Source organism: Micromonospora sp. NPDC049107 (genome assembly GCF_040648595.1).
Lineage (GTDB): Bacteria > Actinomycetota > Actinomycetes > Mycobacteriales > Micromonosporaceae > Micromonospora.
Genome location: NZ_JBEZEC010000001.1, coordinates 620,343 through 643,816 on the forward strand (window position 1 = coordinate 620,343; position 23,474 = coordinate 643,816).

Here is a 23,474-nt window from a genome sequence, read left to right on the forward strand (position 1 = left end):
GGATGAGGCGATGACCGAGCCACGGGTACGCCTCGACGACCTGGGCGCCTGGCTGATCAAGGGCAACGCGGACACCGTCGACCTCGCCACCCGCTTCGCCCGCGAACCCCTGGTGACGAGCTGGTGCGTACGCCCCGGCTACCGCGCCCGGCTGATGCGGACCGGGCAGCCCGTGGTGTTCTGGGCCAGTGGCAGCCGCGCCCGCCTGCCGTACGGGGTGTGGGGCGTCGGCCGGGTCACCGGGCCGGCCGAGCCGGGGCCACCGGGGCGACCCTGGTCGGTGCCCGTGGAGCTGCCCATCCTCGCCGAGCCGGACCGGGTGCCCCGAGGCGTGTTGCGCGCCGACGACCGGCTCGCCGCTCTGGAGGTGCTCCGACAGCCGCAGGCGGCCAACCCCTCGTACCTGACGGTGGCCCAGTTCGCCGCCCTGCGGACGCACCTGCCGGTCTGAGCACCGGCGACCCTGTGCGAGCCTGGTACCCGTCGTCGCCAACTTCGGGGGAGGCCCGGTGTTCGCCCTGGCGCTGAACGAGGATGTCGAGCTGCGCGCGTTGGACCCCTGGCGGGCCGAGGAGTTCCTCGCCCATCTCGACCGGGCGCGGGATCACATAAGTCCCTGGGTGGCGCCGTCCTTCGTCGCCACCGACCTGCCGTCGGCCCGGGCCGTGTTGCAGCGCTACGCCGACCGCTGGGCGGCCGACGCCGGCGGCATCTGGGGCCTGTGGTGGCGCGGCACGCTGGTCGGCGGGGTGATGTTCGTGTCGTTCGACGTCACGGTGGGCCTGTGCGAGGTCGGCTGCTGGGTGGAGCCGGCGGCGCAGGGCCAGGGCTTCGTCGCCCCCGCGATTCGGCGGGTCGTCGACTGGGCGGTGCGGGAGCGCGGCATCCACCGCGTCGAGTGGCGGACGAACGCCGCAAACGTCCGCAGCATCGCCCTGGCCCGCCGGCTGGGCCTGCGCCACGACGGCACCCTGCGTCAGGTCTACCCGGGCCTGGACGGTCGCGTCGACCTGGAGATCTGGTCGGTGCTGGCCGACGAGTGGCGGGCCGCGTCCGCGCCACCACCCACCGTCCACTGACGACGACGGATTTCTGTCGTACCCGGGCGGCAGCATGCATTCATGGCCATCCCCGCGCTCACCCCGCATCCCGACCCGCCGCGCTCCGTGCCGCTGCGCGAGGCGCGCACCCGGTTCAGCCAGCTCGTCGCGTTGGCCGAGCTGACCGACGCGGTCACCGTCGTCACCCGCGACGGCGATCCCCGCCCGGTCGCCGCGATCGTTCCCGCCGCCGCGGCCCGCAGCGCCGCCCAGGCCCGCGCCGACGCCGACCGGCTCGCCGCGGTCACCGCCGGGTGGGCCCGCCGCCTCGACGAGCAGCACCGTCGCAGCAGCCAACGGCACGCCGCCGAGCTGGGCGCGGTCCGCGCGGCGCTGGCCGAGGTGTGGGCCGAGCTGGACCGCCGGGTCGTCCCGGGCAGCGACCCGACGCTGGCCCGGCTGCGCGCCGCGCACGCCGACCTGCTGGCCGACTGACCTCCGCTTACCGGGGCCGGTGGCGACTCGCGCCCGGTCCGGCCTGGCTCTGCGCACCGTGCGGCGGCGGCTCGCGCCCGGTCCGGCGGCGGCTCGCGCCCGGTCCGGCGTCGGCCTGGGCGCCGTGCGGCGGTGGCCGCACACGGTCCGGCCTCGCCCTGCGCACCGAGGCCGGCAGAGCGGGCACGGTTCGTTCGTCGTGCGGCGGGGTCAGCTCGTCGCCGGGTAGGCGTGGGTCTCGGTCGCCTTGACCGCCACCCAGATCCGTTGGCCCGGGATCAGCCGGAGCTGGGCCGCCGCGGCCGGCGTGACGTCGGCGGCCACGCCGACCGGTCCGTCCACCTGCACCCGCACGTTGTCGCCGTGGCGCTGGACGCCGCTCACCGTGCCCGCCCACGTGTTGCGGGGGCTGCCGTCAGGTCGCGACGGGTGCAGGGCCACCGCCGCCGGGCGGAACGCCACGAACGCGTCGCCGTCGAGCCGGTCGGCCACGCTCAGGGTCAACTCCGGCGCGACACGTACGCCGTGGCCCTCGGCCCGACCCCGGTAGAGATTCAGCCCGACCAGCCGTGCCACGTAGTCGGTGCGCGGGCGGGCCGTGACGCTCGGGCCGTCGCCCTCCTGGACGACGCGCCCGCCCTCGACGATGACCAGGCGGTCGGCCAGCGCCAACGCGTCCAGCGGATCGTGGGTGACCAGCACCGTCGCACCCGTGTGCGCGGCCAGGTGGCGGTGCAGTTGCGCGCGGGTCTCCAGGCGCGTACGGGCATCCAGGGCGGCCAGCGGCTCGTCGAGCAGCAGCAGCGACGGTCCGACGGCCAGCGCGCGGGCCAGCGCCACCCGCTGCGCCTGCCCGCCGGAGAGCTGGCGGGGCTTGCGGTGCGCCTGGTCGGCGAGGCCCACCCGGTCGAGCCAGCTCCGCGCGGTGGCCCGTGCCGCCCGCCGGTCGACGCCGTGTCGGCGCGGCCCGAACGCCACGTTGTCCAACGCGTCGAGGTGCGGAAACAGCAGGTAGTCCTGGAAGACCACGCCGATCGGCCGGCGCTCGGTGGGCACCCAGCCCCGGCTCGCCGGCCGGTCCAGGTCGACACCGTCGAGGGTGACGTGCCCGGCGGTGAGCGGGTGCAGCCCGGCCAGGGCGCGCAGCGCGGTGGTCTTGCCGGCCCCGTTGGGCCCGAGCAGCGCGACGACCTCACCCGGTGCGACCCGCAGCGGTACGTCCAACCGGAAGGCGCCCCGGTCGACGACCAGCCGGGCATCCAACAGCGGCGTGGTCACGGGCTGGTCGTTGGGCGGCGGCGCGGTCACGGGCCTCTCGTTGGGTGGCGGCGCGGTCACGGGCTTCTGGTTGGGCGGCGGCGTGGTCACGGGGCCGCCATCCAGCGGTCGCGCAGCGCGGCCAGGATGCCCACCGAGACGATCAGCAGCACCAGGCTGAGCACGATGGCCGACTCCAGGTCGGTCTCCAGCGCCAGGTAGACGGCCAACGGCATGGTCTGCGTACGCCCGGGATAGTTGCCGGCGAAGGTGATGGTGGCGCCGAACTCGCCGAGCGCCCGCGCCCAGCACAGCACCGCGCCGGCGGCGATCCCGGGTGCTACCAGCGGCAACGTGACGTGCGTGAAGGTCGTCCACCGGCTGGCCCCCAGTGTCGCGGCGGCCTCCTCGTAGCGGTGGTCGGCCGCGCGGAGCGCGCCCTCGACGGCGATGACGAGGAACGGCATGGCGACGAACGCCTCGGCCAGCACCACGCCGGCGGTCGTGAACGGCAGGGTGACGCCGAATGTGGCGTCGAGCCAGCCGCCGAGCAGCCCGCGTCGGCCGAAGACCAGCAGCAGCGCCACGCCGCCGACCACCGGCGGCAGCACCAGCGGCACGGTGACCAGGGCGCGGGCCAGCCGGCGGCCGGGGAAGTCGACCCGGGCCAGCAACCACGCCAGGGGCACTCCGAGCAGCAGGCAGAGCAGCGTGGCCAGGGTCGCGGTCTGCACCGACAGGCGCAGCGCCGTCAGCGCCCCCGGCGCGGTGAGCCGCTGCGGCAGCGTCGCCCATGGCGCCCGGATCACCAGCCCGGCCAGCGGCAGGACCAGGAAGAGCAGGCCCAGCCCGGCCGGGATCAGCAACGCCGCCGGCACCCTCGAACGACGTCGCGAGGTGGTGGGCTCGCGGACCAGGCTCACGACGCCGCCTGGAACCCCGCCTCGGCGAGGACCGCCTGTGCCGGCGTCGAGCGGACGTACGCGACGAAGGCGCGCGCGCCCGCCCGATTGGGCGCGTTCTTCAGCGCGACGATCGGATAGTCGTTGATCGCCCGAGCGGACTCGGGGAACTCGACACCCGTCACGTCGGCGCTCGCGGCACGGGCGTCCGTGCGGTAGACGAGGGCCGCGTCGACCTCGCCGAGCTTGACCTTGGCCAGCGCACCCTTGACGTCCTGTTCGAGGGTGACCGGCGTCAGCGCGACGCCGGCCGCGGTCAGGGCGGTACGCGCCGCCGCGCCGCAGGGCACCTGCTCGGCGCAGAGCGCGACCTTCACGCCCGGACGGGCCAGGTCGGCGAGACCGGTCACGCCCTTCGGGTTGCCGCTGGGCACCGCGACCACCAGTTGGTTGCGGGCGAAGACGAACGGCGTGCCGTCGGCGTCACCGGCCTGCGTCACGGTCGCCATGTTCTTCGGCGCGGCCGAGGCGAAGACGTCCGCCGGAGCGCCCTGGGTGATCTGGTTGGCCAGGGCCGAGCTGCCGGCGAGGTTGAGGGTGACGGTGACGCCCGGGTTGGCGGCCTCGAAGTCCTTCGCGATGCGGGTGAACGACTCGGTCAGCGAGGCGGCGGCGAACACGGTCACCGTGCCGCTGACCCGACCGTCCCGGGTGTCACCCCCGGTCGCCGGGTCGCCGGCGCGGTCGCAGCCGGCCGTCGCCAGCACGGCCACCGCCAGCGCCAGCGCCAGCGCCACGAATCTGGCCCGAGGCCTCATCCGTTCCCCCTCGCTCCGGCCGGGGCGGTGGGCGCGGCCCGCTCCACCACCACGGTGGTCGACTTGATCACGGCGACGGCGACCGAGCCGACCCGCAGGTCGAGCTCGTCGACCGCCTCCCGGCTCATCAGCGACACCACCCGGAACGGGCCGGCCTGGATGTCGACCTGGGCCATCACGGTGTCCTTGCGGACGTCGACGACGATGCCGCGCAGCCGGTTGCGCGCCGAGGAGAACTCGGCGCCCGCGTCCGGGTCGGCGGCCTGCGCCCGGGCGAACGCCGCGAGGTCGACGCCGTCGATGATCCGGTGGCCGTGCTCGTCACGCCCGGCGGGCAGCCGCCCGGCGTCCACCCAGCGGCGGATCGTGTCGGCGCTGACGCCGAGAAGGTCGGCCGCCGCGCCGATCCGGAAGGTCGTCACCGGAAAACCATAGCCGCCGCATCTGCGAGGAAGAAGAGCCAAACAGGGCCGATTCTGCGTACGCGTGCGCGGTTCTCGGTCGCAGTTGCGATAGGGCTCAGCTGGCCCGGGTGTCGTACGTCGCGCGGTTGGCGAACACGTCGTCCATGTGGGTCTCGGCCCAGGCCTTCAGGCCCCGCACCACCTCGTGCAGGGAGAGGCCCAGGTCGGTGAGCTCGTAGGTGACCGTGACGGGCACGGTCGGCTCCACGGTGCGCGTGATCAGACCGTCCCGCTCCAGCGAGCGCAGTGTCTGCGTGAGCATCTTCTGGCTGACACCGGCGAGCTGGCGCGACAGTTCCGAGTAGCGCATCGGCCGGGGTTCGCCGGCACAGTCGGCACCGGACTGCGGCGAGCCTGCGCCGCGGAGCGCGGCCAGCACCAACGTGACCCACTTGTCCGCGATCCGGTCGAGCAGCTTGCGGCTCGGGCACTGCGCCAGGAACGCGTCGTACTCCGACTTGGCCTGCGCCCTCTTCTGGGCCGCTGTCGCCGTCGCCATCGCCCTGCTCTTTCCTGAGGGTGAGTTACGCACTTCGAGGTGCCTACTTTCCATCAGGAAGTTACCCCCTGATAGTTGGTTCCGGTAACAGTGCGGCACCGGCGCCCCGCGCGGTGCGATGCGAAAGTCAGAGGTAGCGAAGATGGCTTCCCACTCTCTCCCCGGCGGCACCTTCCGGCTGGGCGACCTGGACGTCACCCGGTTCGGCTACGGCGCGATGCAGCTCGCCGGCCCCTGGGTCATGGGACCGCCGGCCGACCGGGACGGCGCGCTCGCCGTGCTTCGCGAGGCCGTCGAACTGGGCGTCACCCACATCGACACCGCCGAGGCGTACGGGCCGCACGTCACCAACGAGCTGATCCGGGAGGCGCTGCACCCGTACCCCGAGTCGCTGCACATCGTGACCAAGGTCGGCGCGATCCGCGACGAACAGGGCGGATGGCCCACTGCCCGCGACCCGCAGAGCCTGCGCCGGGCTGTCCACGAGAACCTCCAGACGCTCGGCCTCGAACTGCTCGACCTGGTGAACCTGCGGCTCGGCAACGCCGAGGGCCCCGAACCCGGGCCGGTGGCGGAGGCGCTCGACGCGCTCGTGGACCTTCAGCGGCAGGGCCTGATCCGGCACCTCGGGGTGAGCAACGCGACGCCGGAGCAGGTCGCCGAGGCGCAGTCGATCGCGCCGATCGTGTGCGTGCAGAACATGTACAACCTCGCGCACCGCCAGGACGACAAGATGATCGACGCGCTCGCCGACCAGGGCGTCGCCTACGTGCCGTTCTTTCCGTTGGGCGGCTTCAGCCCGTTGCAGTCCGCCGTCCTCTCGGCCGTCGCCACGCGGCTGAAGGCGACACCGATGTCCGTCGCCCTCGCCTGGCTGCTGCGGCGGTCGCCGAACATCCTGCTGATCCCCGGCACGTCGTCCGTGGCACACCTGCGCGAGAACATCACGGGCGCGGCCCTCGTCCTGTCCGACGACGACCTCGTCGAGCTGGACACGATCGGACGCTGACCGTGCCGCGACGCCCCCATCGCACGATCGGACGCTGACTCAGGAGTTGGGGCGGGGATGGCCCTTGAGGTGTCTGCCCAGCTCCCGGGCGATCTCGCGGTTGGCGTCGCGCTCGGCGAGGGACTGCCGCTTGTCGTACGTGCGCTTGCCCTTGGCCAGGGCCAGTTCGACCTTGGCCCACCCGTTGTCGAAGTACATCGACAGCGGCACCAGCGTCACCCCGCCCTCGCGGACCTTTTCCAGGATCTTGCCGATCTCGGAGCGGTGCAGCAGCAGCTTGCGGTTACGGCGGGGCGCGTGGTTGGTCCACGTGCCGTAGCGGTACTCGGCGATGTGCAGCCCGTACAGCATGATCTCGCCGTCGCGCTCGTGCGCGAACGCGTCCACGAGCGATGCCCGCCCCTCGCGCAGCGACTTCACCTCGGTGCCGACCAGCACGATGCCCGCCTCGTACGTGCGCAGCACGGTGTACTCGTGTCGCGCCTTCTTGTTCGAGGCGATGAGTCGGCGTTCGGGCTTGCGGGACGGGCTCACCCGGCGACGATATCCGGCCGCCGCCTCAGTCTCCCGTCCGGCGCTCGGCACGCAGCCGCGCGGTCAGGTCCCGTACCGCCTGCCCGAACTCCTCCTGCGACTCGCACGGCAGGTGAGCGAGGATGGGTGGCGGCACGCTGTCGCTGGGCGGGGGCACGAGCCCCTGCGGGTCGGTCAACCGGCGGTCCACCGTCGCCTCCGGCCCGGTCGACGGCCCGGTGTCCCCGCACCGGTGCGGGGCGAAGATCCACCCACCGATCGGGTCGGTGTCGCGCCACAGGTTGACCCAGCGCCAGCCGATGCGCTCGCCGATGTCCCGGAGCGACCCCGGGTTGACGTAGGCGGGGAACAGCCGCGAGTACAGCCGACTCAGCGGTGACCCGTAGGTCAGCAGGGCGACCCGGTCGGTGACCCGCCGTGGCAGTTGCAGCAGCGTGGCCGTGAGCAGCACCGATCCGTGACTGTGCCCCGCCAGCAGGACGCCCTCGCCCTGGTCCACGAGGTAGGTGATCCGCTTGGCCAACTCGGGCACCGCCCGCTCCGCGTAACAGGGTGGCGCGAAGGGATGCGCTCCCCGGGGCCAGAAGGTGCCCAGGTCCCACAGGACGCCCACGTACCGGCGGAACCCGGCCGTCCGGTAGGCGAAGAACCCACCGATCACGAGCCCGATCAGGATCGCGGCGATCGCGTAGTTGCCCGCCCCGATGAAAAAGTTGACGAAGCTGTCGGGCACACCGAGGTACGCCTGGAACAGGTCGCCGGGATAGAGCTGCAACAGGCCGAGCAGGCTGGTGGCCAGCCCAATCGCGGCGAATGCGGCGTAGACCACGGCGAGGGGTTCCACGCGTTCGGTGAACCGGGCCCGGGCGACCGCCTGCTCGACCCGTCGCAGCCGCGTCGCCGCCTCCGGCGGCGCGTCCGGGTAGTCGGCGGCCACGATCGCCCGCGCGGCCCGCCACCGGCTGGCACGGGTCGCGACGGTGACCAGCACGCCCACCAGCACCGCCGCGGCCACCGCCAGGAAAAACCCGAAGATCGCCCATTTGTACGCCAGCGGCGGGCCGAACGCGAACCGGCTGACGTGCCGCCCGTCGCGGTCCAACACGTCCGCCACGCGGTAGACCAACTCGGCGGAGAACGCGACCGCGAGTCCGGCGGCGACCGTGACGAAGACCGGCGCGCCCAGCGCGCGCAGCCGCGGGAGCCGTTGTCCGTCGGCACGCCGTCCGCCGCCGCGCGCCCAGAGCGCCGTCGCCGCGAGGATGACCAGCAGGAAGGTCTGGCTGACGAACAACCAGGCCACGGTGGCGCTGTACCCGGGCAGCATCTCGCTGTGCGGCCAGGGCTCGCCACTGGCCAGGGTGTACGCGATCACCAGGATCGTCAGGCCGCAGGCGATCGTACGGAGCCCGCGCGTGACGCTCTCCAGCCCGGGCACGAAGCTGGTTCGGTCCATGCCACTCACCTGGGTCAGCAGGACCAGGCAGGCGAGCAGCACGACGCCCGTAGCCACCGCCAGCGCCACCCGCACCCACGAGGAGTTCTCGCTGTCCCAGGCGGCCAGCAGGCTGCCGTCCAGCGTGGCGAACGCGGCCGCGACGTGCACGGAGCGCAGCCGTCCCACCACCGGCGTCCCGTCCCACTGGCCGACCGCGCTCAACTGCGACACGGACGTCTCCTGGACCGCCCCGGTGCGGAAGGCGTCGAACGAGTGGCTCGGCCGAGCGGACAGCCGCCACACGATCCCGATGGCGGCGACCGGCACCAGGGCCAGCACGCCCAGGCGTACGCCGGGCGAACGCCCGCCGAGCCAGGACAGCCAGTTGCGTCCGTCCAGGCAGCTCGGCGTGCCCATGCACCGCCAGGCGACGAGGTCCACCGCCACCCCGACGATGGTGAGCACGTAGAGCATCGTGAGGGTGAGTGCGAGCACCCGACCCAACGCGACGAGGGCGTGCTTCGCCGAATCGTTGGCGGGGCGCATCCAGAGCGCCACGTTGCAGAGCATGAACGGCAACAGGAACACCAGCGACAGCGTCCGTACGGCCGTGCCGGAGGGCAGGTCGTTCCAGCGGTACGCCTCCAGCGTCACCCCGTCCGTGCCGGTCGAGTCCGGGTAGCCCGGACGGGGGCGGTAGAACCCGCCGCTGCGGTCGCCGGCCACCTGGTGCACGAACGGCCGGTTGAGCACCCGGTCAGCGCCCGCCCCCGAGACGCCGTGCACCCGCAGCTCCACGATCCGACCCGTCTCCGGTCCGGTCGGCGACGCGTCCGCCATGGGCCCCCCGAGGTGTGTGACAGCCGGCGGGACGCGGCGCCGGCCGCCCGCGGCGGGCGCCGCTTACCCGCCCCGCGCCGGATCACGCCTCGCGGCGCTGCCCACCGGTGGTGCGGAGCGGCCCGGCGAGGTGGTTCTATTGGCGCCATGGCAAACCCGGTGATCCTGACCGTCGACGACGATCCCGCGGTGTCCCGGGCGGTGGCCCGGGACATCCGGCGCCGCTACGGCGACCGCTACCGGGTGCTGCGCGCCGCCTCCGGACCGGAGGCGTTGGACGCGCTGCGGGAGGTCAAGTTACGCGGCGAGCAGGTGGCGCTGCTGCTGGCCGACCACCGGATGCCGGAGATGACCGGCGTCGAGTTCCTCGAGGCCGCCATGGACATCTTCCCGGCGGCCCGCCGGGTGCTGCTCACCGCGTACGCGGACACCGACGCCGCGATCGAGGCGATCAACGTGGTGGACCTGGACCACTACCTGCTCAAGCCGTGGCACCCGCCGGAGGAGAAGCTGTACCCGGTCGTCGACGGGCTCCTGGAGGCCTGGTCGGTGACCCCGGACGCCACGAGCGCCGAGATCCGCGTGGTCGGGCACCGCTGGTCGGCGCCGTCGTTCAAGATCCGTGACTTCCTGGCCCGCAACCTCGTGCCGTACCGCTGGTTGCTCTCGGACGACCCGGAGGGCGCCCGGCTGCTCGATGCGGCCGGGGCCACCGAGGCGGACGTACCCCTGGTGGTGACCGCCGAGGGCAAGGCGCTGGTGGCCCCCAGCGAGGCCGAGCTGGCCGCGTTGGCCGGGCTGACCGTGGTGCCCGCGTCCGACTTCTACGACCTCGTGGTGATCGGCGGCGGCCCGGCGGGCCTGGGCTCGGCCGTGTACGGCGCGTCCGAGGGGCTGCGGACCGTGCTCGTCGAGCGGCGGGCGACCGGCGGGCAGGCCGGGCAGAGCAGCCGGATCGAGAACTACCTGGGCTTCCCGGACGGCGTCTCCGGCGCGCAGTTGACCGACCGGGCCCGCCGGCAGGCGGTGAAGTTCGGCGCGGAGCTGCTCAGCGCCCGCGAGGTGGTCGGCCTGAGCGAGGCCGGCGGCGCGCGGCTGCTGCGCTTCGGCGACGGCAGCGAGATCGCCGCGCACACGGTGGTGTTGGCGACCGGCGTGTCGTACCGGGTGCTCGACGCTCCCGGGCTGGCCGACTTCACCGGTCGGGGGGTGTTCTACGGCGCGGCCGCCACCGAGGCGCCGAGCTGCGTCGACCAGGACGTCTACATCGTGGGCGGGGCCAACTCGGCCGGCCAGGCGGCGGTGCATTTCTCCCGGTACGCCGCGCGCGTCCACCTGCTGATCCGCGGCGCGGACCTGACGGCGTCGATGTCGAGCTACCTCATCGACCAGTTGGCGCGCATCGACCGGATCACCGTGCACCCGCACACCGCCGTGGTCGGCGCGACCGGCGACGATCACCTGGAAGGGCTCACCCTCTGCGACACCCGCACCGGGGAGAGTCGCACGGTCGACACCTCCTGGTTGTTCATCTTCATCGGCGCCGAACCCCGCACCGACTGGCTGGACGGCGTGCTCGTGCGGGACGGTCGGGGCTTCATCGTCACCGGCCCGGATCTGCTGGCCGGTGGGCGACGCCCGGCCGGCTGGTCGTTGTCCCGCGACCCGTACCACCTGGAGACCAGCCTGCCGGGGGTCTTCGCCGCCGGTGACGTCCGCGCCGAGTCGGTCAAGCGGGTCGCCTCGGCAGTCGGCGAGGGCGCGATGGCCGTGTCGCTCGTGCACCGCTACCTGGAGGCCCAATGACCAGCCAGTCCGATCGGCTGACCCCGGCACAGCTACGTGAGCTGTTCCTGTTCGAGGCCCTCGACGACGCGCAGCTCGACTGGCTGAGCGAGCACGGCCGCGTGGAGCAGCGCGCCGGCGGCACCCTCGTGTACGGCGAGGGCGAGGCCGCCACCTGCTTCTTCGTGCTGCTGCGCGGTGCGGTGGCGCTGAGCCGGCAGGTCCGTGGCGACGACGTCGAGGTCAGCCGCACCGACCAGCGCGGCGTGTACGGCGGGGCCACCCAGGCGTACCTGGGCGACCAGGTCGAGCAGACGTACCGCAACAGCCTGCGCGCGCTCGTCGACGCCGACTTCTTCGTGCTGCCGGCGGAGGACTTCGCGCACGCCCTGCGGTCCTGGTTCCCGATGCCGATGCACCTGTTGGAGGGGCTGTTCTTCGGCATGCGGGACAGCCAGACCATCGTGGGCGAGCGGGAGCGGCTGCTGGCGCTCGGCTCGCTCTCGGCGGGGCTGACCCACGAGCTGAACAATCCGGCCGCCGCGGCGGTGCGGGCCACGTCGGTGTTGCGGGACCGGGTCGCGGGGATGCGGCACAAGCTCGCGATGATCGCCGACGGGCGGCTCGACGGGCGGGCGCTGCACGGGCTGGTCGCATTGCAGGAGGAGGCGGTGGCCCGGGTGGCGACCGCGCCGAAGCTGACCCCGGTCGCCACCGCCGACGCCGAGGACATCCTCACCGACTGGCTGGAGGACCACGGTGTGGGTGGCGCGTGGGACCTGGCGCCGATCCTGGTCGCCGGGGGCCTGGACGCGGCGTGGCTCGCCCAGGTGAAGGCGGCCGTCGGGCCGGCGGACCTGGAGGCCGCGGTGCGGTGGCTGTCGTACACGGTCGACACCGAACTGTTGATGCGCGAGATCGGCGACGCGGTGACCCGGATCTCGGGTCTGGTGGGCGCGGCCAAGCAGTACTCCCAGCTCGATCGCGCGCCGCACCGGGTCGTGGACGTGCACGACCTGCTGGACGCGACGCTCGTCATGTTCAAGGGCAAGATCCCGGCCGAGGTCAAACTCGTCCGCGAGTACGACCGGAGCCTGCCGCCGATCCCGGCGTACGCGGCGGAGCTGAACCAGGTGTGGACCAACCTCGTCGACAACGCGCTGGGCGCGATGGGGGAGAAGGGCGTGCTGACCGTCCGCACCGGACGGGTCGGCGACCTGTTGGCGGTGGAGATCACCGACACCGGTCCCGGTATCCCGCCGGAGGTGCGCCCGCGCATCTTCGAGCCGTTCTTCACCACGAAGCCGGTCGGGGCGGGCACCGGACTGGGACTGGACATCTCGTACCGGATCGTGGTCAACAAGCACCACGGCGACATCCGGGTGGAGACCGAGCCGGGGCACACCACCTTCCGGGTCCTGCTGCCGATCACCGAGGACGTGGCCGCGTTGCCCTGACACGCCGACTACCTAGAGACATCGAGCGGTTGCGGGCAGTAGTCTCGGGCGGCGTCCGTGCTTCCCGCCCCCCGAGGAGCTTCCGTGGACTCGATGGCCCGCCCGCGTACCGCGACCCACGATGACCAGCCGATCGATCCCCCCGTCGACAGCTCCGTGCTGCCGGAGCTGGAGGACGCCGTCTGGATGCACCACGCGCACACCTTCGCGCACACCAGCTTCTGGGCGGTGGCCCGCCGGCTGCCGAGGCTGGTCCGTGAGGCGGTGGCCCTGGCCTGGGCCACCAACCGCACGGACACGGTCGCCTCCATCGGCCTGAACGTCGCCGCCGGGGTGATGACCACCTTCGGCCTGCTCGCCACGACCGGCGTACTGCGGGAACTCTTCGCCGCCGGGCCCACCCCGGACCGGGTGCGCGCCGCCCTGCCGGCGCTGATCGTGGCCGCGACGGCGATCTCGGCGCGCGGCGGCCTGACGATCGCCGCCGGTTGGGCCCAGGCCCGGCTCACCCCACAGATCAACTACCAGGTGGAGCTGCGGCTGTTCGAGGCCACCACGGCGGTGGACCTGGCCGCGTTCGACGACGCCGGGTTCGCCGAGGAGATGGACCGCGTCCGCGACCGGGGAATGGGCGAGGCGGCGTGGATCGTCGACCACACCGTCAACCTGGTCACCGGCGTCGTCGGGATGCTCGCCACCGCCGTCGCGGTGACCGTCATCCAGCCGCTGCTGCTGCCGTGCCTGCTGCTCGCGGCGGTGCCCCAGGCGATCACGGCCGTGCGGATGGCCCGCCGGGAGTACCTGGCGATGCTCGCCCGGATCACCCGACGGCGGCGGATGTGGATGCTCGCCCACCTGATGGCCAACCGGCACACCGCCGCCGAGGTGCGCGCCTATCAGATGCGCGAGTTCCTGCTCGCCGAGTACCGGGGTGTGATGGCCGTCGAGACCCGCGCCCAACTGCGGCTGGTCCGCTCGCAGACCGGCACCCGGGTCGCCGGCGCCACCGTGGCGGGCCTGGCCACCTTCGGCGTGTACGCGGTGCTCGGTGGCCTGCTGCTCGCCGGCATGGTCGCCCTCGCCGCCGCGGCCACCGCCCTGCTCGCCCTCCAGTCCGCCCGGACCAGCCTGGGCGTCGCGGTCGTCGCCACCAACTCGCTCTACGAGGACGCCCTCTACTACCAGGACTACCGGGACTTCCTCACCCGGGCGCAGGGCCGGGTGCCCGTCGGCGGCAGCCGGACGGCCGACGGCATCGAGGCGATCGACCTGCACGAGGTGAGCCTGCGCTACCCCGACACCGACGCCTCTGCGGTCGACCGGGTCAGTCTGACGATCCGGCGCGGCGAGGTGATCGCGCTGGTCGGTGAGAACGGCTCCGGCAAGACCACCCTCGCCAAGCTGATCGCCGGTCTCTACCAGCCGACCGGCGGGACGATCCGCTGGGACGGCGTCGACGCCGCCGAGCTGGATCCGCGCGCGCTCGGCGCACAGGTCGCGGTGATGACGCAGGAGTACTGGAAGTTCCCGTTCACGGCCGGTCAGAACATCAGGGTGGGCCGGCACGACCGTACGCCCGACCGGCCCGGCCCCACCGTGCGGGAGGCGGCCGACGCGGCCGCCGCCCACGACATGATCGAGGGCCTGCCGCACGGCTACGACACCCTGCTCGACCGGGAGTTCAAGAACGGCCACGAGCTGTCCGGCGGACAGTGGCAGCGGCTGGTCGCCGCGCGTGGCCTCTACCGGGACGCCGCCCTGCTGATCTGCGACGAGCCGTCGGCGGCTCTGGACGCCCGCGCCGAACACGCCCTGTTCCAGCACCTGCGTCGCCGGCCCGACCGGGCGGTCGTCCTGATCACCCACCGGCTGGCCAACGTCCGGCACGCCGACCGGATCTTCGTCATGGATCAGGGCCGTCTCGTACAGCAGGGCAACCACGACGAGCTGATGGCGGCCGGGGGCCTCTACCGCGAGCTGTTCGAGCTACAGGCCAGCGGCTACCGCGCCCACACCAGCGAAGCCCACCGCCCCTGATCCCCGCCCGCCGCCCCCGCCCCGCCCGTCGCCCCCGCGATCTTGCACTTTCGGTTGTTGAATTCGGTGGGGATGCGCCCTGTGTCGCCGCATAAAGTGCAAGATCGCCGGCCGGCCGGCGGGGTGGCGGGGTGGGTGGGTGGGTGGGTGGGCTGGGCTGGCGGTTCTGTGGGAGCCGCGGCGCGGCGGGGGTCGGGGTGAGCCTCGGCTCGGGCTTGATCCACTCGGGTTCAAGGAACCCGGGGCGTCTCGCCGCGGAGGACGGCCCCACATCACCGAACCCGAGTGGATCATCGCGGCGGGGGCCGGGCCCGGGGGTCGTGGTCAGGCCTGGTTGGTGAGGACGTCGGCCAGGACGCGGGTGTGGGTGGAGAACGCCAACTGGACCGGGTCGGTGAGGACCAACCACTCGGTCGCCTCCTCGGTGGGCCGCGACGGCGGCAGATCCTCGGCGTCCCGCTCCGGCAGCATCCCGAAGATCATCATGGTGCCGCCCTGTGGTGCGCCCCGTACGGCGAGGAGCCGGGCGTCGGCGGCGTCCGCGACCAGCCCGGTCTCCTCCCACAGTTCACGCACCAGCGCGTCGGACCACTCCTCGCCGTACTCGATGAAACCGCCGGGCAGCGCGAGCAGCCCGCGGGCCGGCTCGATGGCCCGGCGGACGACCACCACGCCGAGGCCCTCGGCCGTGCGGACCGGGAGCACCGCCACCGCGACGGGCAGCGGGTTGCGCCAGACGGTCTCGCCGCAGGCCGCGCAGACCCGCGGCCAGCCGGCCGCCGCGGGGTAGGCGGCGCCGCAGTAGGAGCAGTGCGAGTACGGCGTACCGGTCATGCCGCAGCACGTTACCCGCCGGCCGCGCTCATTCGATTGGCGTGCCGGTGTAGAAGGCGGTGGTGCGTTCGGCGGCGGCCTTGGCCTCGTCGGGGTCGGTGCCGGCGGCGATGCTTGCCTCGCCCCACAGGTGGCTGCTCAGCTCCATGGCCCGTCGACCCTGGGCGGAGGCGACCCACTCGGCGCTGTCCTCCGGTCGCACGCCGACGCCGCCGGAGAGGTACGTGGCGAGGCCGAGCAGGCCCAGGTCCCAGCCGACGCCGACGGCCCCCGGTCCGAACTGGGCCCACCGGTCCTGGTCGACGTGCGCGATGTGGTCCAGGTCCAGGCGGGCCTGATCGTCGCCCACCGGCGTGACCCGCACCTCGATCCAGCTCACCTCGCCGCCCATCTCCCAGGTAGCGGTGAAGCGGTGCGGGGGCTCGCAGGTCTCGACGGTGCCGTGCGCGTTGCCCTCGAGCTGGTACGTGCCGTGCAGCCGCAGGTCGCCGCTGATCGGCAGGAACCAGCGGGGGATGCGCTCGGCGTTGGTGCAGGCGTCCCACAGGTCCTCGGCCGTCGCCTGGTAGGTCTGGCTGATCGTGGTCACCCGGGCCTCGCCGGCGGCCAGCGTGCGGCTGCCGACCTGTCGCTGGACGGCGTTGATCTGCTCGGTGGCGTCGAACATCAGGTGTTCCTCTCGTCGGGTGGGTCGGCGGGCCCGCGTAGGCGCCGCTCGCGTCGGCCCCGGGCCAGCTCGGTGGCGAGCGCCGCCAGGGGTGGCGCCCAGAAGCGGCGGAAGTGCTCCAGCCAGCCGTCCACCTCGCGCAACGGGCGCGGGTCGACCGCGTAGAGCCGCCGGGCGCCGTCCGGACGCACGGTGGCGAAGCCGTTGTCCCGCAACACCTTGAGGTGCTGGGACACGGCGGGCTGGGAGATGCCGAACTCGTCGCGGATGACCGCGCTCACCGCGCCGGCGCTCTGCTCGCCGTCGGCGAGCAGTTCCAGGATGCGGCGCCGGACCGGATCGCCCAGCACGTCGAAGGCGTGCACGGCGACAGTTGTATCACTCCTGACTTATTTAAGCCAGCTCTGATACTCCGACGAGCTTGTCGAGTTGGATCGGCAGGTCACGAATGCGCACCCCGGTGGCGTGGTACACCGCGTTGGCGACCGCCGCCGCCGCGCCCACGATGCCGATCTCCCCGATGCCCTTCACCCCGGCGAGGTTCAGCTCGTCGTCGTGCTCGTCCACCCAGTACGCCTCGATGGACTCCACGTCCGGGCAGGCCGTGATGTGGTAGGTGGCCAGGTCGTGGTTGACCCAGTCGCCGTACCGCTCGTCGAGCAGGCCCCCCTCGTGCAGCGCCATCGACAGGCCCATCGTCATGCCCCCGATGAGTTGGCTGCGGGCCGTCGTCGGGTTGACGATCCGGCCGGCCGCGAACACGCCGAGCATCCGGTTGAGCCGGATCTCGCCGGTGGTGGTGTCCACCCGGACTTCGACGAACTGCGCCCCGTAGGCGTACCGGGGGAGTGCGGCCTGTTCGCCGATCTCGTCGGTGGTGTCCGCCTCGGCGCTCACCTCGGCGTCCGGCGGTCTGCCGTCGGGCAGCTTGGCCCGCAGCGCCGCGCAGGCCCGGATCACCGCCCAGCTCCAACTGGAGGTGCCCATCGAGCCACCGGCCAGCGGGGCCGTGGGCAGGTCGCTGTCACCGATCCTGATCTCGATCCGTTCGGGTGGCACCCCCAGGGCGTCGGCGGCGACCAGCCAGAGCGCCGTACGCGCCCCGGTGCCGATGTCGGTGGCGTTGATCTGGACCAGGAAACCGCCGTCCGGACGGGCGGTGACCCGCGCCGAGGAAGGGCGGGACCGGGTCGGGTAGGCCGAGCCGGCCATGCCGGAGCCGACCAGGAAGCGTCCCTCGCGCCGGGACCGGGGCGTCGGATTCCGGTCGGCCCAGCCGAACCGCCGCGCGCCCTCGCGCAGGCAGGCCACCAGATTCCGACTGGTGAACGGTTTCCCCTGGTCGGGGTCGACCTCGGGGTCGTTGCGGACGCGCAGCTCCACCGGGTCGATGCCGACGGCCACGGCCAGCTCGTCCATCGCCGACTCCAGGGCGTACGCGCCGGGGCACTCGCCCGGCGCCCGCATCCAGAACGGGGTGGGCACGTCGAGGCGGGTCAGTCGATGTGTCGTACGGCGGTGCGGCGCGGCGTACATGCTGCGCGTGTAGACGGCGGTCTGCTCGGCGAACTCGCGGATCATCGAGGTCTGGCTGATCGCGTCGTGGCTGATCGCGGTCAGTCGCCCATCCGTGTCGGCGGCGAGGCGGACCCGTTGGATGGTGGGCGTGCGGTAGCCGATCGGCCCGAAGATCTGCTGGCGGGTCAGCGCCAGTTTCACCGGCCGGTCCACGTGGCGGGCGGCCAGGGCGGTCAACACCACGGCGGCCTTGGCGTACCCCTTGCTGCCGAAGCCTCCGCCGACGTGCTCGGCGATCACCCGGACCGACTCGCGGGGCAGGTCGAACAGCTCGCTGAGGGTGGCCCGCACCGATGACGCGCCCTGGTTGGAGTCGTGCACGAGCAGCCGCCCGCCGGTCCACTGCGCCGTGGTGGCGTGCGGCTCCATCGGGTTGTTGTGGTAGGCCGGGGTCCGGTAGGTAGCGTCCACCCGGACCGGCGCGGCCGCGTACCCCGCGTCGAAGTCCCCCTCGGCCGTGTCGGTCGGGTAGTGGGGATTGACCTCGTCCGGCTTGTACAGACCGGGGTGGTCGTCGGTGAGCACCGTGCTGTGCGGGCCCGTGTCGTACTCGACGCGCACCAGCCGGGCGCCCTCGCGGGCCGCCTCCAGGCTCAAGGCCACCACCACCGCGACGTACTGCCCCCGGTAGTGCACGGCCGGGTCCTGAAGCAGCCACAGGTCCGGCTCCACCATGGTCGCCAGCCGCGGCGCGTTGCCGTGGTGCACGACGGCCAGCACGCCGGGCGAGGCCAGCGCCTCGGTGGTGTCGATCCGGGTGATCCGACCGCGCACCACCGTCGCGGGCACCACCCAGCCGTAGGTGACGCCGTCGACCGGGTACTCCACCGCGTACCGCGCCGCGCCGGTGACCTTCTCCCGGCCCTCCAGCCGGGGGTGCGCCTGACCGATCGCCCCGGTGCTCACGACGCCGCCAGTTCGCTGAGCACCCGTACGGTGATGGACCGGGTCAGCGGCAGCTTGAAGCCGTTGTCGCTCAGCGGGCGGGCCTCGGCCAGCTCCGCGTCGGCGGCCCGCGCCGCCAGTTCCGGGCTGAACGGCTGGCCGCGCAGCTCCTGCTCGGCCCGGTACGCGCGCCACGGCCGGTGGGCCAACGCCCCGTAGGCCAGCCGCACGTCGCGGACGACGCCGCCGTCGAGGTCCAGCACCGCGGCCACCGAGCCGGCCGCGAAGGCGAACGACGCCCGGTCTCGTGCCTTGAGGTACGTCGAGTGGCGCGCGGCCGGCAGCGCCGGCAGCCGTACGGCCGTGATCAGCGCGCCCCGGGCCAGGGTGGTCTCCCGTTCCGGATGGGCGCCGGGCGAGCGGTGCAGGTCGACCATGGGGACGTCCCGGACACCGTCGGTGTCGTGCACCTCCACCACGGCGTCCAGCGCGGCGAGGGCGACGGCCAGGTCCGACGGGTGGGTGGCCACGCACTGCTCGGACCAGTCCAGCACCGCGAGGTCGCGGTTCTCGCCGTGCAGGGCGGCGCATCCGCTGCCCGGCTCGCGCTTGTTGCACGCCTTGCCGGTGTCCTGGAAGTACGGGCAACGGGTGCGCTGCAACAGGTTGCCGCCCGTGGTGGCCATGTTGCGCAGTTGCCCGGAGGCGGCGGCGAGCAGGGCGCGGGTCAGCACCGGGTAGTCGCGGCGGACCGCCGGGTGCGCGGCCAGGTCGCTGTTGCGCACCGTCGCGCCGATCCGCAGTCCGCCGTCGGGCAGTTCCTCGACGGTGTCCAGGGGCAGCCGGTTCACGTCCACCAGCACGTCGGGGCGCTGTACCCCGAGTTTCATGAGGTCCACCAGGTTGGTGCCGCCGGCGAGGTACGCCGCCTGCGGCTCGGCGGCCAGCACGGCGACGGCGTCGGCCACGTCGGTGGGCCGGTGGTAGCGGAACGGCCTCATCGCGCCGCCGCCGTCTCGCGGACGGCCGTCACGATGTGCGGGTACGCGGCGCAGCGGCACAGGTTGCCGGCCATCCGCTCGCGGATCTCGGCGTCGGTGAGGTCGGGCGCGGCGGCGAGGTCCTCGGTGACCGCGCTGGGCCAGCCCCGTTCGACCTCGTCGAGCATCCCGCGCGCCGAGCAGAGCTGCCCGGGGGTGCAGTAGCCGCACTGGAAGGCGTCGTGCGCGATGAAGGCCGCCTGCAACGGCGACAGTTCCTCCCCGTCGGCCAACCCCTCCACGGTGACCACCGAGCGGCCGTCCAGGGTGACCGCGAGCAGCAGGCAACTCTTCACCCGGCGACCGTCGAGCAGCACCGTGCAGGAGCCGCACTGGCCGTGGTCGCAGCCCTTCTTGGCCCCGGTGAGGCCGAGATGCTCGCGCAGCGTGTCGAGCAGGGTGGTGCGATTGTCCAGCGTCACCTCGCGTGGGGCGCCGTTGACGTCGAACCCCACCCGGGACGCGTGCTGCGCGTCGACGACCGTCTGTCTCTCTGCTGCTGCGGACACCGCCCCAGATTAGCCATCCCGGGTACAAATGCGGGCGAATAACGCGAAGAGCGCTTCGCCGTGGGGCGTCCGCCCCGCGAACGGCGACGGCCGCCCGGGTACGCGCCGCAGCGCCACCCGGGCGGCCGTCCGCCCGCCCCCGTCTCAGGCCACCGGAGTGGCCCGGGCAAGATTCCGATGCGCGCGGATCAACTCCGCGTAGCGCAGACCGCTCGCCTTCACCGTCCGCCGCTGGGTGGCGTAGTCGACGTGCACCAGCCCGAAGCGCTTGTCGTAGCCGTACGCCCACTCGAAGTTGTCCAGCAGCGACCACACGAAGTAGCCGTCCAGCGGCACGCCCCGGGCCACCGCCGACGCGCACGCCGCCAGGTGCTGCTCCAGGTGGTCGGTGCGCTCCTTGTCCTCGACCGTGCCGTCGGGGGTGATCTCGTCGTGCCACGCCGAGCCGCTCTCGGTGACGATGATCCGGGCCGGTCCGTACTGCTCGTGCACGTCGACGAGCAGCCGCTCCAGCCCTGCCGGGTACATCTCCCAGCCCATCGCGGTCTCCACCGAGCCGGGGACGGGCACCTGCTTCGCGTACGGCGCCGGGCCGGTCGGGTCGTCGACCACCAACTGCCGGAAGTAGTAGTTCACCCCGAGGAAGTCGGTGGGCGTCGCGATCACCGCGAGGTCGTCACCGCGTACCGGCGGCTCGACCCCGTACGTCTCGACCATGTCGGCGGGGTAGCCCCGCCCGTGGATCGGGTCCAGCCACCAGCGGTTGACGTGCCCGTCCGCCCGCCGCGCCGCCGCGACGTCCTCGGGCCGGTCGGTCGCCGGCTCGATCGGGCTGAGGTTGACGACCAGGCCCACCGAGGCGGGCCGGGCGGCGTTCGACCGGATCGCCTGGGTGGCGAGGCCGTGCCCGAGCAGCACGTGGTGCGAGGCGCGCACCGCGCGGGTCAGGTCCCGCTCGCCGGGGGCCATGTTCCCGTCCAGATGCCCGATCCAGCACACGCAGAGCGGCTCGTTGACCGTGCACCAGTCGGCCACCCGGTCGCCCAGGCGACCGGCCACAACCGCCGCGTAGTCGGCGAACGCCTCGGCCGTGGCGCGCTCCGGCCAACCGCCGGCGTCCTGCAGGGCCTGCGGCAGATCCCAGTGGTAGAGCGTGACGAACGGCCGGATCCCGTCGGCGAGCAGCGTGTCGACGAGCCGGTCGTAGAAGTCCAGCCCGGCGGGGTTGACCCGGCCCACACCCGCGGGCATCACCCGGGGCCAGGCCACCGAGAACCGGTACGCGTCCACGCCGAGCTGCCGCAGCAGCCCGACGTCCTCCGGCCACCGGTGGTAGTGGTCGCAGGCCACCGCCCCGGTGTCGCCGTTGTCGACGTTGCCCGGGGTCGCCGAGAAGGTGTCCCAGATGGACGGCTCCCGGCCGTCGACATCGACGGCCCCCTCGATCTGGTACGCCGCCGTGGCGACGCCCCAGAGAAAGTCGGGTGGCAGCTTGGACAGGTCCGGCACGGGAAGGCTCTCCTCTGGGTTCGGGTGGATCACTTGACGGCGCCGGCGGTGAGGCCGGCGACGAAGTACCGCTGCAGGGCCAGGAACCCGGCGACGACCGGGATGCTGACCACCAGCGACGCGGCCATGATCTGGTTCCAGTAGACGTTGAACTGGGTCGAGTAGCCCTGCAGGCCGACGGCCAGGGTGCGGCTGCCCTCGTCGGTCATCACCGAGGCGAACAGCACCTCACCCCAGGCGGTCATGAACGCGTACACGGTCACCGCGACCACGCCGGGCACGGCGGCCGGCAGGATGACCTGGAACAGCGTGCGCAACGGCCCGGCCCCGTCGACCTGCGCCGCCTCGTCCAGCCCGCGCGGGATCGAGTCGAAGTAGCCGACCAGCATCCAGATCGAGAACGGCAGCGAGAAGGTCAGGTACGTGATGACCAGGCCGGTCCGGCTGGCGTACAGCTCGATACCGGTGGCGTTGCCCAGGTTGACGTAGATGAGGAACAGCGGCAGCAGGAACAGGATGCCGGGGAACATCTGCGTGGACAGCACCGTCACGGTGAAGACGCCCCGGCCCCGGAACCGGTACCGGCTGACCGCGAACGCGGCGAAGATGGCGATCGCGACCGAGCAGACCGCCGCGAGACTCGACACCACGAGGCTGTTCACCAGGTAGCGCGCCAGCGGCACGGTGCTCCACATGTCGACGAACGGTTGCAGGGTGGGCCGGCTGGGCCACCAGGTGAACCCGTTCTGCACGTCCCGCAGCGGCTTCGCCGCGGAGGTCACCATCACGTAGAGCGGGATGACGACGAAGAGGGTGAGCAGGGTCAGCACGATGCGCCGGCCCCAGCGCTCACCGGCGGTCTCACGCATGATCGTCCCTCCGGCGGTTGGTGATCAGCAGGTACGCGGCCGAGACGACCAGCAGGAACAGCAGCAGCGCGACCGACATCGCCGAGCCCGACCCGAAGTCCCAGGTCTTGAAGGAGCTGCGGTAGATGTGGATGGAGATCAGGTCGGCCTGCGCGGGCGCGGAGCCGCCGAAGAGCACGAACGGCGTGTTGAAGTCGTTGAACGTCCACAGGAACAGCACCAGCAGCAGCACCAGGTTCACCGGCCGCAGCATGGGCAGGGTGACCGAGCGCAGCCGACGCCAGAACCCCGCGCCGTCGATCGCGGCGGCCTCGTACAGCTCGCCAGGCACGTTCTGCAGACCGGCCATCAGGCAGAGGAAGGCGAACGGCCAGTTGCGCCAGACCGACACCACCAGCAGCGACCAGAAGCTGTTGTCGCCGATCAGCCAGAACGGCCGTTCGTTCAGCAGCCCGAGTTGGTCGACGAGCACGTGGTTGACCAGGCCGGTGTCGCGCTGCAGCAGGAAGCTCCAGGTGATCACGGCGGCGTAGACCGGCAGCGCGTACGGGGTGAGGAACAGCGCCCGCAGGATGGCCCGCCCACGGAACGGCTTCTGCAGCACGACGGCCGCCGCGATGCCGAGCAGCCAGGCGAAGCCGACCGAGAGCACGCTGTAGGCCAGCGTCACCCAGAACGAGTGCAGCAGTTCCTTGCCGGCGGCGCTGTTGAAATCGAGGGTGGCCCGGTAGTTCTCCAGGCCGACGAAGGGTGCGGTGGACCAGTCGCGGATGTGGAACTGGGTCAGCTCCAGCATGCTCATCCAGACCCCGACCACCATGGGGATCACGTGGATGGCGAGTTCCAGCACGATGGCCGGCGCGAGCAGCAGGTACGGCAGGGGGGAACGGCGGGGGCCGCGCGGCCGGCGGGCGGCCCCCCGGGCGGGTGACCCGGCCCGGGGTGCGCGCCGGTCGGCGTCCGGCGCGGTGGTGCTGGTTGCCATCGGGGTCCTCTCGGAGGCGGTGG

The 23,474-nt window shown here is 72.9% G+C and carries 23 protein-coding genes; 7 read left to right on the plus strand and 16 right to left on the minus strand.

What is annotated here, in order from left to right:
* Positions 1 to 10 precede the first annotated feature (10 nt).
* Genes AB0B55_RS02615 through AB0B55_RS02625 form a run of 3 tightly spaced genes read left to right on the plus strand, consistent with a single transcriptional unit; the run spans position 11 to position 1,535 of the window.
* Positions 11 to 451 (plus strand): hypothetical protein, encoded by a 441-nt coding sequence (locus AB0B55_RS02615; protein WP_357169745.1) that lies wholly within the window; start codon positions 11 to 13, stop codon positions 449 to 451.
* A gap of 58 nt (positions 452 to 509) precedes the next feature.
* Positions 510 to 1,079, plus strand: coding sequence for a GNAT family protein (locus AB0B55_RS02620; protein ID WP_357169748.1), 570 nt, complete (start codon positions 510 to 512; stop codon positions 1,077 to 1,079).
* A gap of 42 nt (positions 1,080 to 1,121) precedes the next feature.
* Positions 1,122 to 1,535: a type II toxin-antitoxin system prevent-host-death family antitoxin gene (locus AB0B55_RS02625; RefSeq protein ID WP_357169751.1), complete on the plus strand. Its 414-nt coding sequence runs from the start codon at positions 1,122 to 1,124 to the stop codon at positions 1,533 to 1,535.
* A 210-nt stretch (positions 1,536 to 1,745) separates the two neighbouring features.
* Here AB0B55_RS02625 and AB0B55_RS02630 read toward each other — a convergent pair whose 3' ends face one another.
* The 5 genes from AB0B55_RS02630 to AB0B55_RS02650 form a co-directional block, all read right to left on the minus strand.
* Complete coding sequence (locus AB0B55_RS02630; protein ID WP_357170561.1) at positions 1,746 to 2,813, minus strand: ABC transporter ATP-binding protein; 1,068 nt, start codon at positions 2,811 to 2,813, stop codon at positions 1,746 to 1,748.
* An 86-nt stretch (positions 2,814 to 2,899) separates the two neighbouring features.
* On the minus strand, positions 2,900 to 3,715 hold the full coding sequence (locus AB0B55_RS02635; RefSeq protein WP_357169754.1) for an ABC transporter permease: 816 nt from the start codon (positions 3,713 to 3,715) through the stop codon (positions 2,900 to 2,902).
* Positions 3,712 to 4,512 carry a molybdate ABC transporter substrate-binding protein gene (gene modA / locus AB0B55_RS02640; RefSeq protein ID WP_357118044.1) on the minus strand — a complete coding sequence of 267 codons (801 nt, stop codon included), beginning with the start codon at positions 4,510 to 4,512 and terminating at the stop codon, positions 3,712 to 3,714. The genes AB0B55_RS02635 and modA overlap by 4 nt, the downstream gene beginning before the upstream one ends.
* On the minus strand, positions 4,509 to 4,934 hold the full coding sequence (locus AB0B55_RS02645; protein ID WP_357118047.1) for a TOBE domain-containing protein: 426 nt from the start codon (positions 4,932 to 4,934) through the stop codon (positions 4,509 to 4,511). The genes modA and AB0B55_RS02645 overlap by 4 nt, the downstream gene beginning before the upstream one ends.
* 97 nt (positions 4,935 to 5,031) lie before the next feature.
* Positions 5,032 to 5,475 (minus strand): helix-turn-helix domain-containing protein, encoded by a 444-nt coding sequence (locus AB0B55_RS02650; RefSeq protein ID WP_357118050.1) that lies wholly within the window; start codon positions 5,473 to 5,475, stop codon positions 5,032 to 5,034.
* 142 nt (positions 5,476 to 5,617) lie between these two features.
* Between AB0B55_RS02650 and AB0B55_RS02655 the strand changes: the two genes are divergently transcribed.
* Positions 5,618 to 6,484 (plus strand): aldo/keto reductase family oxidoreductase, encoded by an 867-nt coding sequence (locus tag AB0B55_RS02655; protein ID WP_357118053.1) that lies wholly within the window; start codon positions 5,618 to 5,620, stop codon positions 6,482 to 6,484.
* 39 nt (positions 6,485 to 6,523) lie between these two features.
* On the opposite strand, the gene smpB is transcribed toward AB0B55_RS02655, so the two are convergent.
* Together smpB and AB0B55_RS02665 are read right to left on the minus strand one after the other, a co-directional pair.
* Positions 6,524 to 7,018 carry an SsrA-binding protein SmpB gene (gene smpB, locus AB0B55_RS02660; RefSeq protein WP_357118056.1) on the minus strand — a complete coding sequence of 165 codons (495 nt, stop codon included), beginning with the start codon at positions 7,016 to 7,018 and terminating at the stop codon, positions 6,524 to 6,526.
* Between the two features lie 25 nt (positions 7,019 to 7,043).
* Positions 7,044 to 9,296 carry a hypothetical protein gene (locus AB0B55_RS02665; RefSeq protein WP_357169757.1) on the minus strand — a complete coding sequence of 751 codons (2,253 nt, stop codon included), beginning with the start codon at positions 9,294 to 9,296 and terminating at the stop codon, positions 7,044 to 7,046.
* Positions 9,297 to 9,443: 147 nt separating this feature from the next.
* On the opposite strand from AB0B55_RS02665, the gene AB0B55_RS02670 reads away from it, so the two are divergent.
* From AB0B55_RS02670 to AB0B55_RS02680, 3 genes are all read left to right on the plus strand, one after another.
* Entirely contained in the window at positions 9,444 to 11,102 is a 1,659-nt protein-coding gene (locus AB0B55_RS02670) for an FAD-dependent oxidoreductase (RefSeq protein ID WP_357169760.1), read from the plus strand.
* Positions 11,099 to 12,538, plus strand: coding sequence for an ATP-binding protein (locus AB0B55_RS02675; RefSeq protein WP_357118065.1), 1,440 nt, complete (start codon positions 11,099 to 11,101; stop codon positions 12,536 to 12,538). Before AB0B55_RS02670 ends, AB0B55_RS02675 begins: the two co-directional genes overlap by 4 nt.
* Before the next feature lie 93 nt (positions 12,539 to 12,631).
* The gene (locus AB0B55_RS02680; protein ID WP_357170563.1) at positions 12,632 to 14,575 is read left to right on the plus strand and encodes an ABC transporter ATP-binding protein; all 1,944 of its coding nucleotides are present in this window, start codon (positions 12,632 to 12,634) and stop codon (positions 14,573 to 14,575) included.
* A 324-nt stretch (positions 14,576 to 14,899) separates the two neighbouring features.
* On the opposite strand, the gene AB0B55_RS02685 is transcribed toward AB0B55_RS02680, so the two are convergent.
* From AB0B55_RS02685 to AB0B55_RS02725, 9 genes are all read right to left on the minus strand, one after another.
* On the minus strand, positions 14,900 to 15,409 hold the full coding sequence (locus AB0B55_RS02685; RefSeq protein WP_357118068.1) for an NUDIX domain-containing protein: 510 nt from the start codon (positions 15,407 to 15,409) through the stop codon (positions 14,900 to 14,902).
* A 28-nt stretch (positions 15,410 to 15,437) separates the two neighbouring features.
* The gene (locus AB0B55_RS02690) at positions 15,438 to 16,076 is read right to left on the minus strand and encodes an SRPBCC family protein (RefSeq protein ID WP_357118071.1); all 639 of its coding nucleotides are present in this window, start codon (positions 16,074 to 16,076) and stop codon (positions 15,438 to 15,440) included.
* Positions 16,076 to 16,441: a metalloregulator ArsR/SmtB family transcription factor gene (locus AB0B55_RS02695; RefSeq protein ID WP_355049675.1), complete on the minus strand. Its 366-nt coding sequence runs from the start codon at positions 16,439 to 16,441 to the stop codon at positions 16,076 to 16,078. The genes AB0B55_RS02690 and AB0B55_RS02695 overlap by 1 nt, the downstream gene beginning before the upstream one ends.
* A gap of 28 nt (positions 16,442 to 16,469) precedes the next feature.
* Positions 16,470 to 18,560: a xanthine dehydrogenase family protein molybdopterin-binding subunit gene (locus AB0B55_RS02700; protein WP_357169764.1), complete on the minus strand. Its 2,091-nt coding sequence runs from the start codon at positions 18,558 to 18,560 to the stop codon at positions 16,470 to 16,472.
* Positions 18,557 to 19,540 (minus strand): xanthine dehydrogenase family protein subunit M, encoded by a 984-nt coding sequence (locus AB0B55_RS02705; protein WP_357118080.1) that lies wholly within the window; start codon positions 19,538 to 19,540, stop codon positions 18,557 to 18,559. The genes AB0B55_RS02700 and AB0B55_RS02705 overlap by 4 nt, the downstream gene beginning before the upstream one ends.
* Complete coding sequence (locus tag AB0B55_RS02710; protein ID WP_357119408.1) at positions 19,537 to 20,034, minus strand: 2Fe-2S iron-sulfur cluster-binding protein; 498 nt, start codon at positions 20,032 to 20,034, stop codon at positions 19,537 to 19,539. The genes AB0B55_RS02705 and AB0B55_RS02710 overlap by 4 nt, the downstream gene beginning before the upstream one ends.
* Positions 20,035 to 20,232: 198 nt before the next feature.
* On the minus strand, positions 20,233 to 21,597 hold the full coding sequence (locus AB0B55_RS02715) for a GH1 family beta-glucosidase (protein WP_357169767.1): 1,365 nt from the start codon (positions 21,595 to 21,597) through the stop codon (positions 20,233 to 20,235).
* 29 nt (positions 21,598 to 21,626) lie between these two features.
* Complete coding sequence (locus AB0B55_RS02720) at positions 21,627 to 22,466, minus strand: carbohydrate ABC transporter permease (RefSeq protein ID WP_357118087.1); 840 nt, start codon at positions 22,464 to 22,466, stop codon at positions 21,627 to 21,629.
* Positions 22,459 to 23,451 carry a sugar ABC transporter permease gene (locus AB0B55_RS02725; RefSeq protein WP_357118090.1) on the minus strand — a complete coding sequence of 331 codons (993 nt, stop codon included), beginning with the start codon at positions 23,449 to 23,451 and terminating at the stop codon, positions 22,459 to 22,461. The genes AB0B55_RS02720 and AB0B55_RS02725 overlap by 8 nt, the downstream gene beginning before the upstream one ends.
* Positions 23,452 to 23,474 lie beyond the last annotated feature (23 nt).

Bases quoted from the DNA above. Each gene is read 5' to 3' on its own strand.
- AB0B55_RS02725 (WP_357118090.1), bottom strand. From the start codon at position 23,451: ATGGCAACCAGCACCACCGCGCCGGACGCCGACCGGCGCGCACCCCGG.
- AB0B55_RS02625 (WP_357169751.1), top strand. From the start codon at position 1,122: ATGGCCATCCCCGCGCTCACCCCGCATCCCGACCCGCCGCGCTCCGTG.
- AB0B55_RS02615 (WP_357169745.1), top strand. From the start codon at position 11: ATGACCGAGCCACGGGTACGCCTCGACGACCTGGGCGCCTGGCTGATC.
- AB0B55_RS02720 (WP_357118087.1), bottom strand. From the start codon at position 22,466: ATGCGTGAGACCGCCGGTGAGCGCTGGGGCCGGCGCATCGTGCTGACC.
- AB0B55_RS02705 (WP_357118080.1), bottom strand. From the start codon at position 19,540: ATGAGGCCGTTCCGCTACCACCGGCCCACCGACGTGGCCGACGCCGTC.
- AB0B55_RS02670 (WP_357169760.1), top strand. From the start codon at position 9,444: ATGGCAAACCCGGTGATCCTGACCGTCGACGACGATCCCGCGGTGTCC.
- AB0B55_RS02675 (WP_357118065.1), top strand. From the start codon at position 11,099: ATGACCAGCCAGTCCGATCGGCTGACCCCGGCACAGCTACGTGAGCTG.
- AB0B55_RS02685 (WP_357118068.1), bottom strand. From the start codon at position 15,409: ATGACCGGTACGCCGTACTCGCACTGCTCCTACTGCGGCGCCGCCTAC.
- modA (WP_357118044.1), bottom strand. From the start codon at position 4,512: ATGAGGCCTCGGGCCAGATTCGTGGCGCTGGCGCTGGCGCTGGCGGTG.
- AB0B55_RS02665 (WP_357169757.1), bottom strand. From the start codon at position 9,296: ATGGCGGACGCGTCGCCGACCGGACCGGAGACGGGTCGGATCGTGGAG.
- AB0B55_RS02650 (WP_357118050.1), bottom strand. From the start codon at position 5,475: ATGGCGACGGCGACAGCGGCCCAGAAGAGGGCGCAGGCCAAGTCGGAG.
- AB0B55_RS02680 (WP_357170563.1), top strand. From the start codon at position 12,632: ATGGCCCGCCCGCGTACCGCGACCCACGATGACCAGCCGATCGATCCC.
- AB0B55_RS02655 (WP_357118053.1), top strand. From the start codon at position 5,618: ATGGCTTCCCACTCTCTCCCCGGCGGCACCTTCCGGCTGGGCGACCTG.
- AB0B55_RS02690 (WP_357118071.1), bottom strand. From the start codon at position 16,076: ATGTTCGACGCCACCGAGCAGATCAACGCCGTCCAGCGACAGGTCGGC.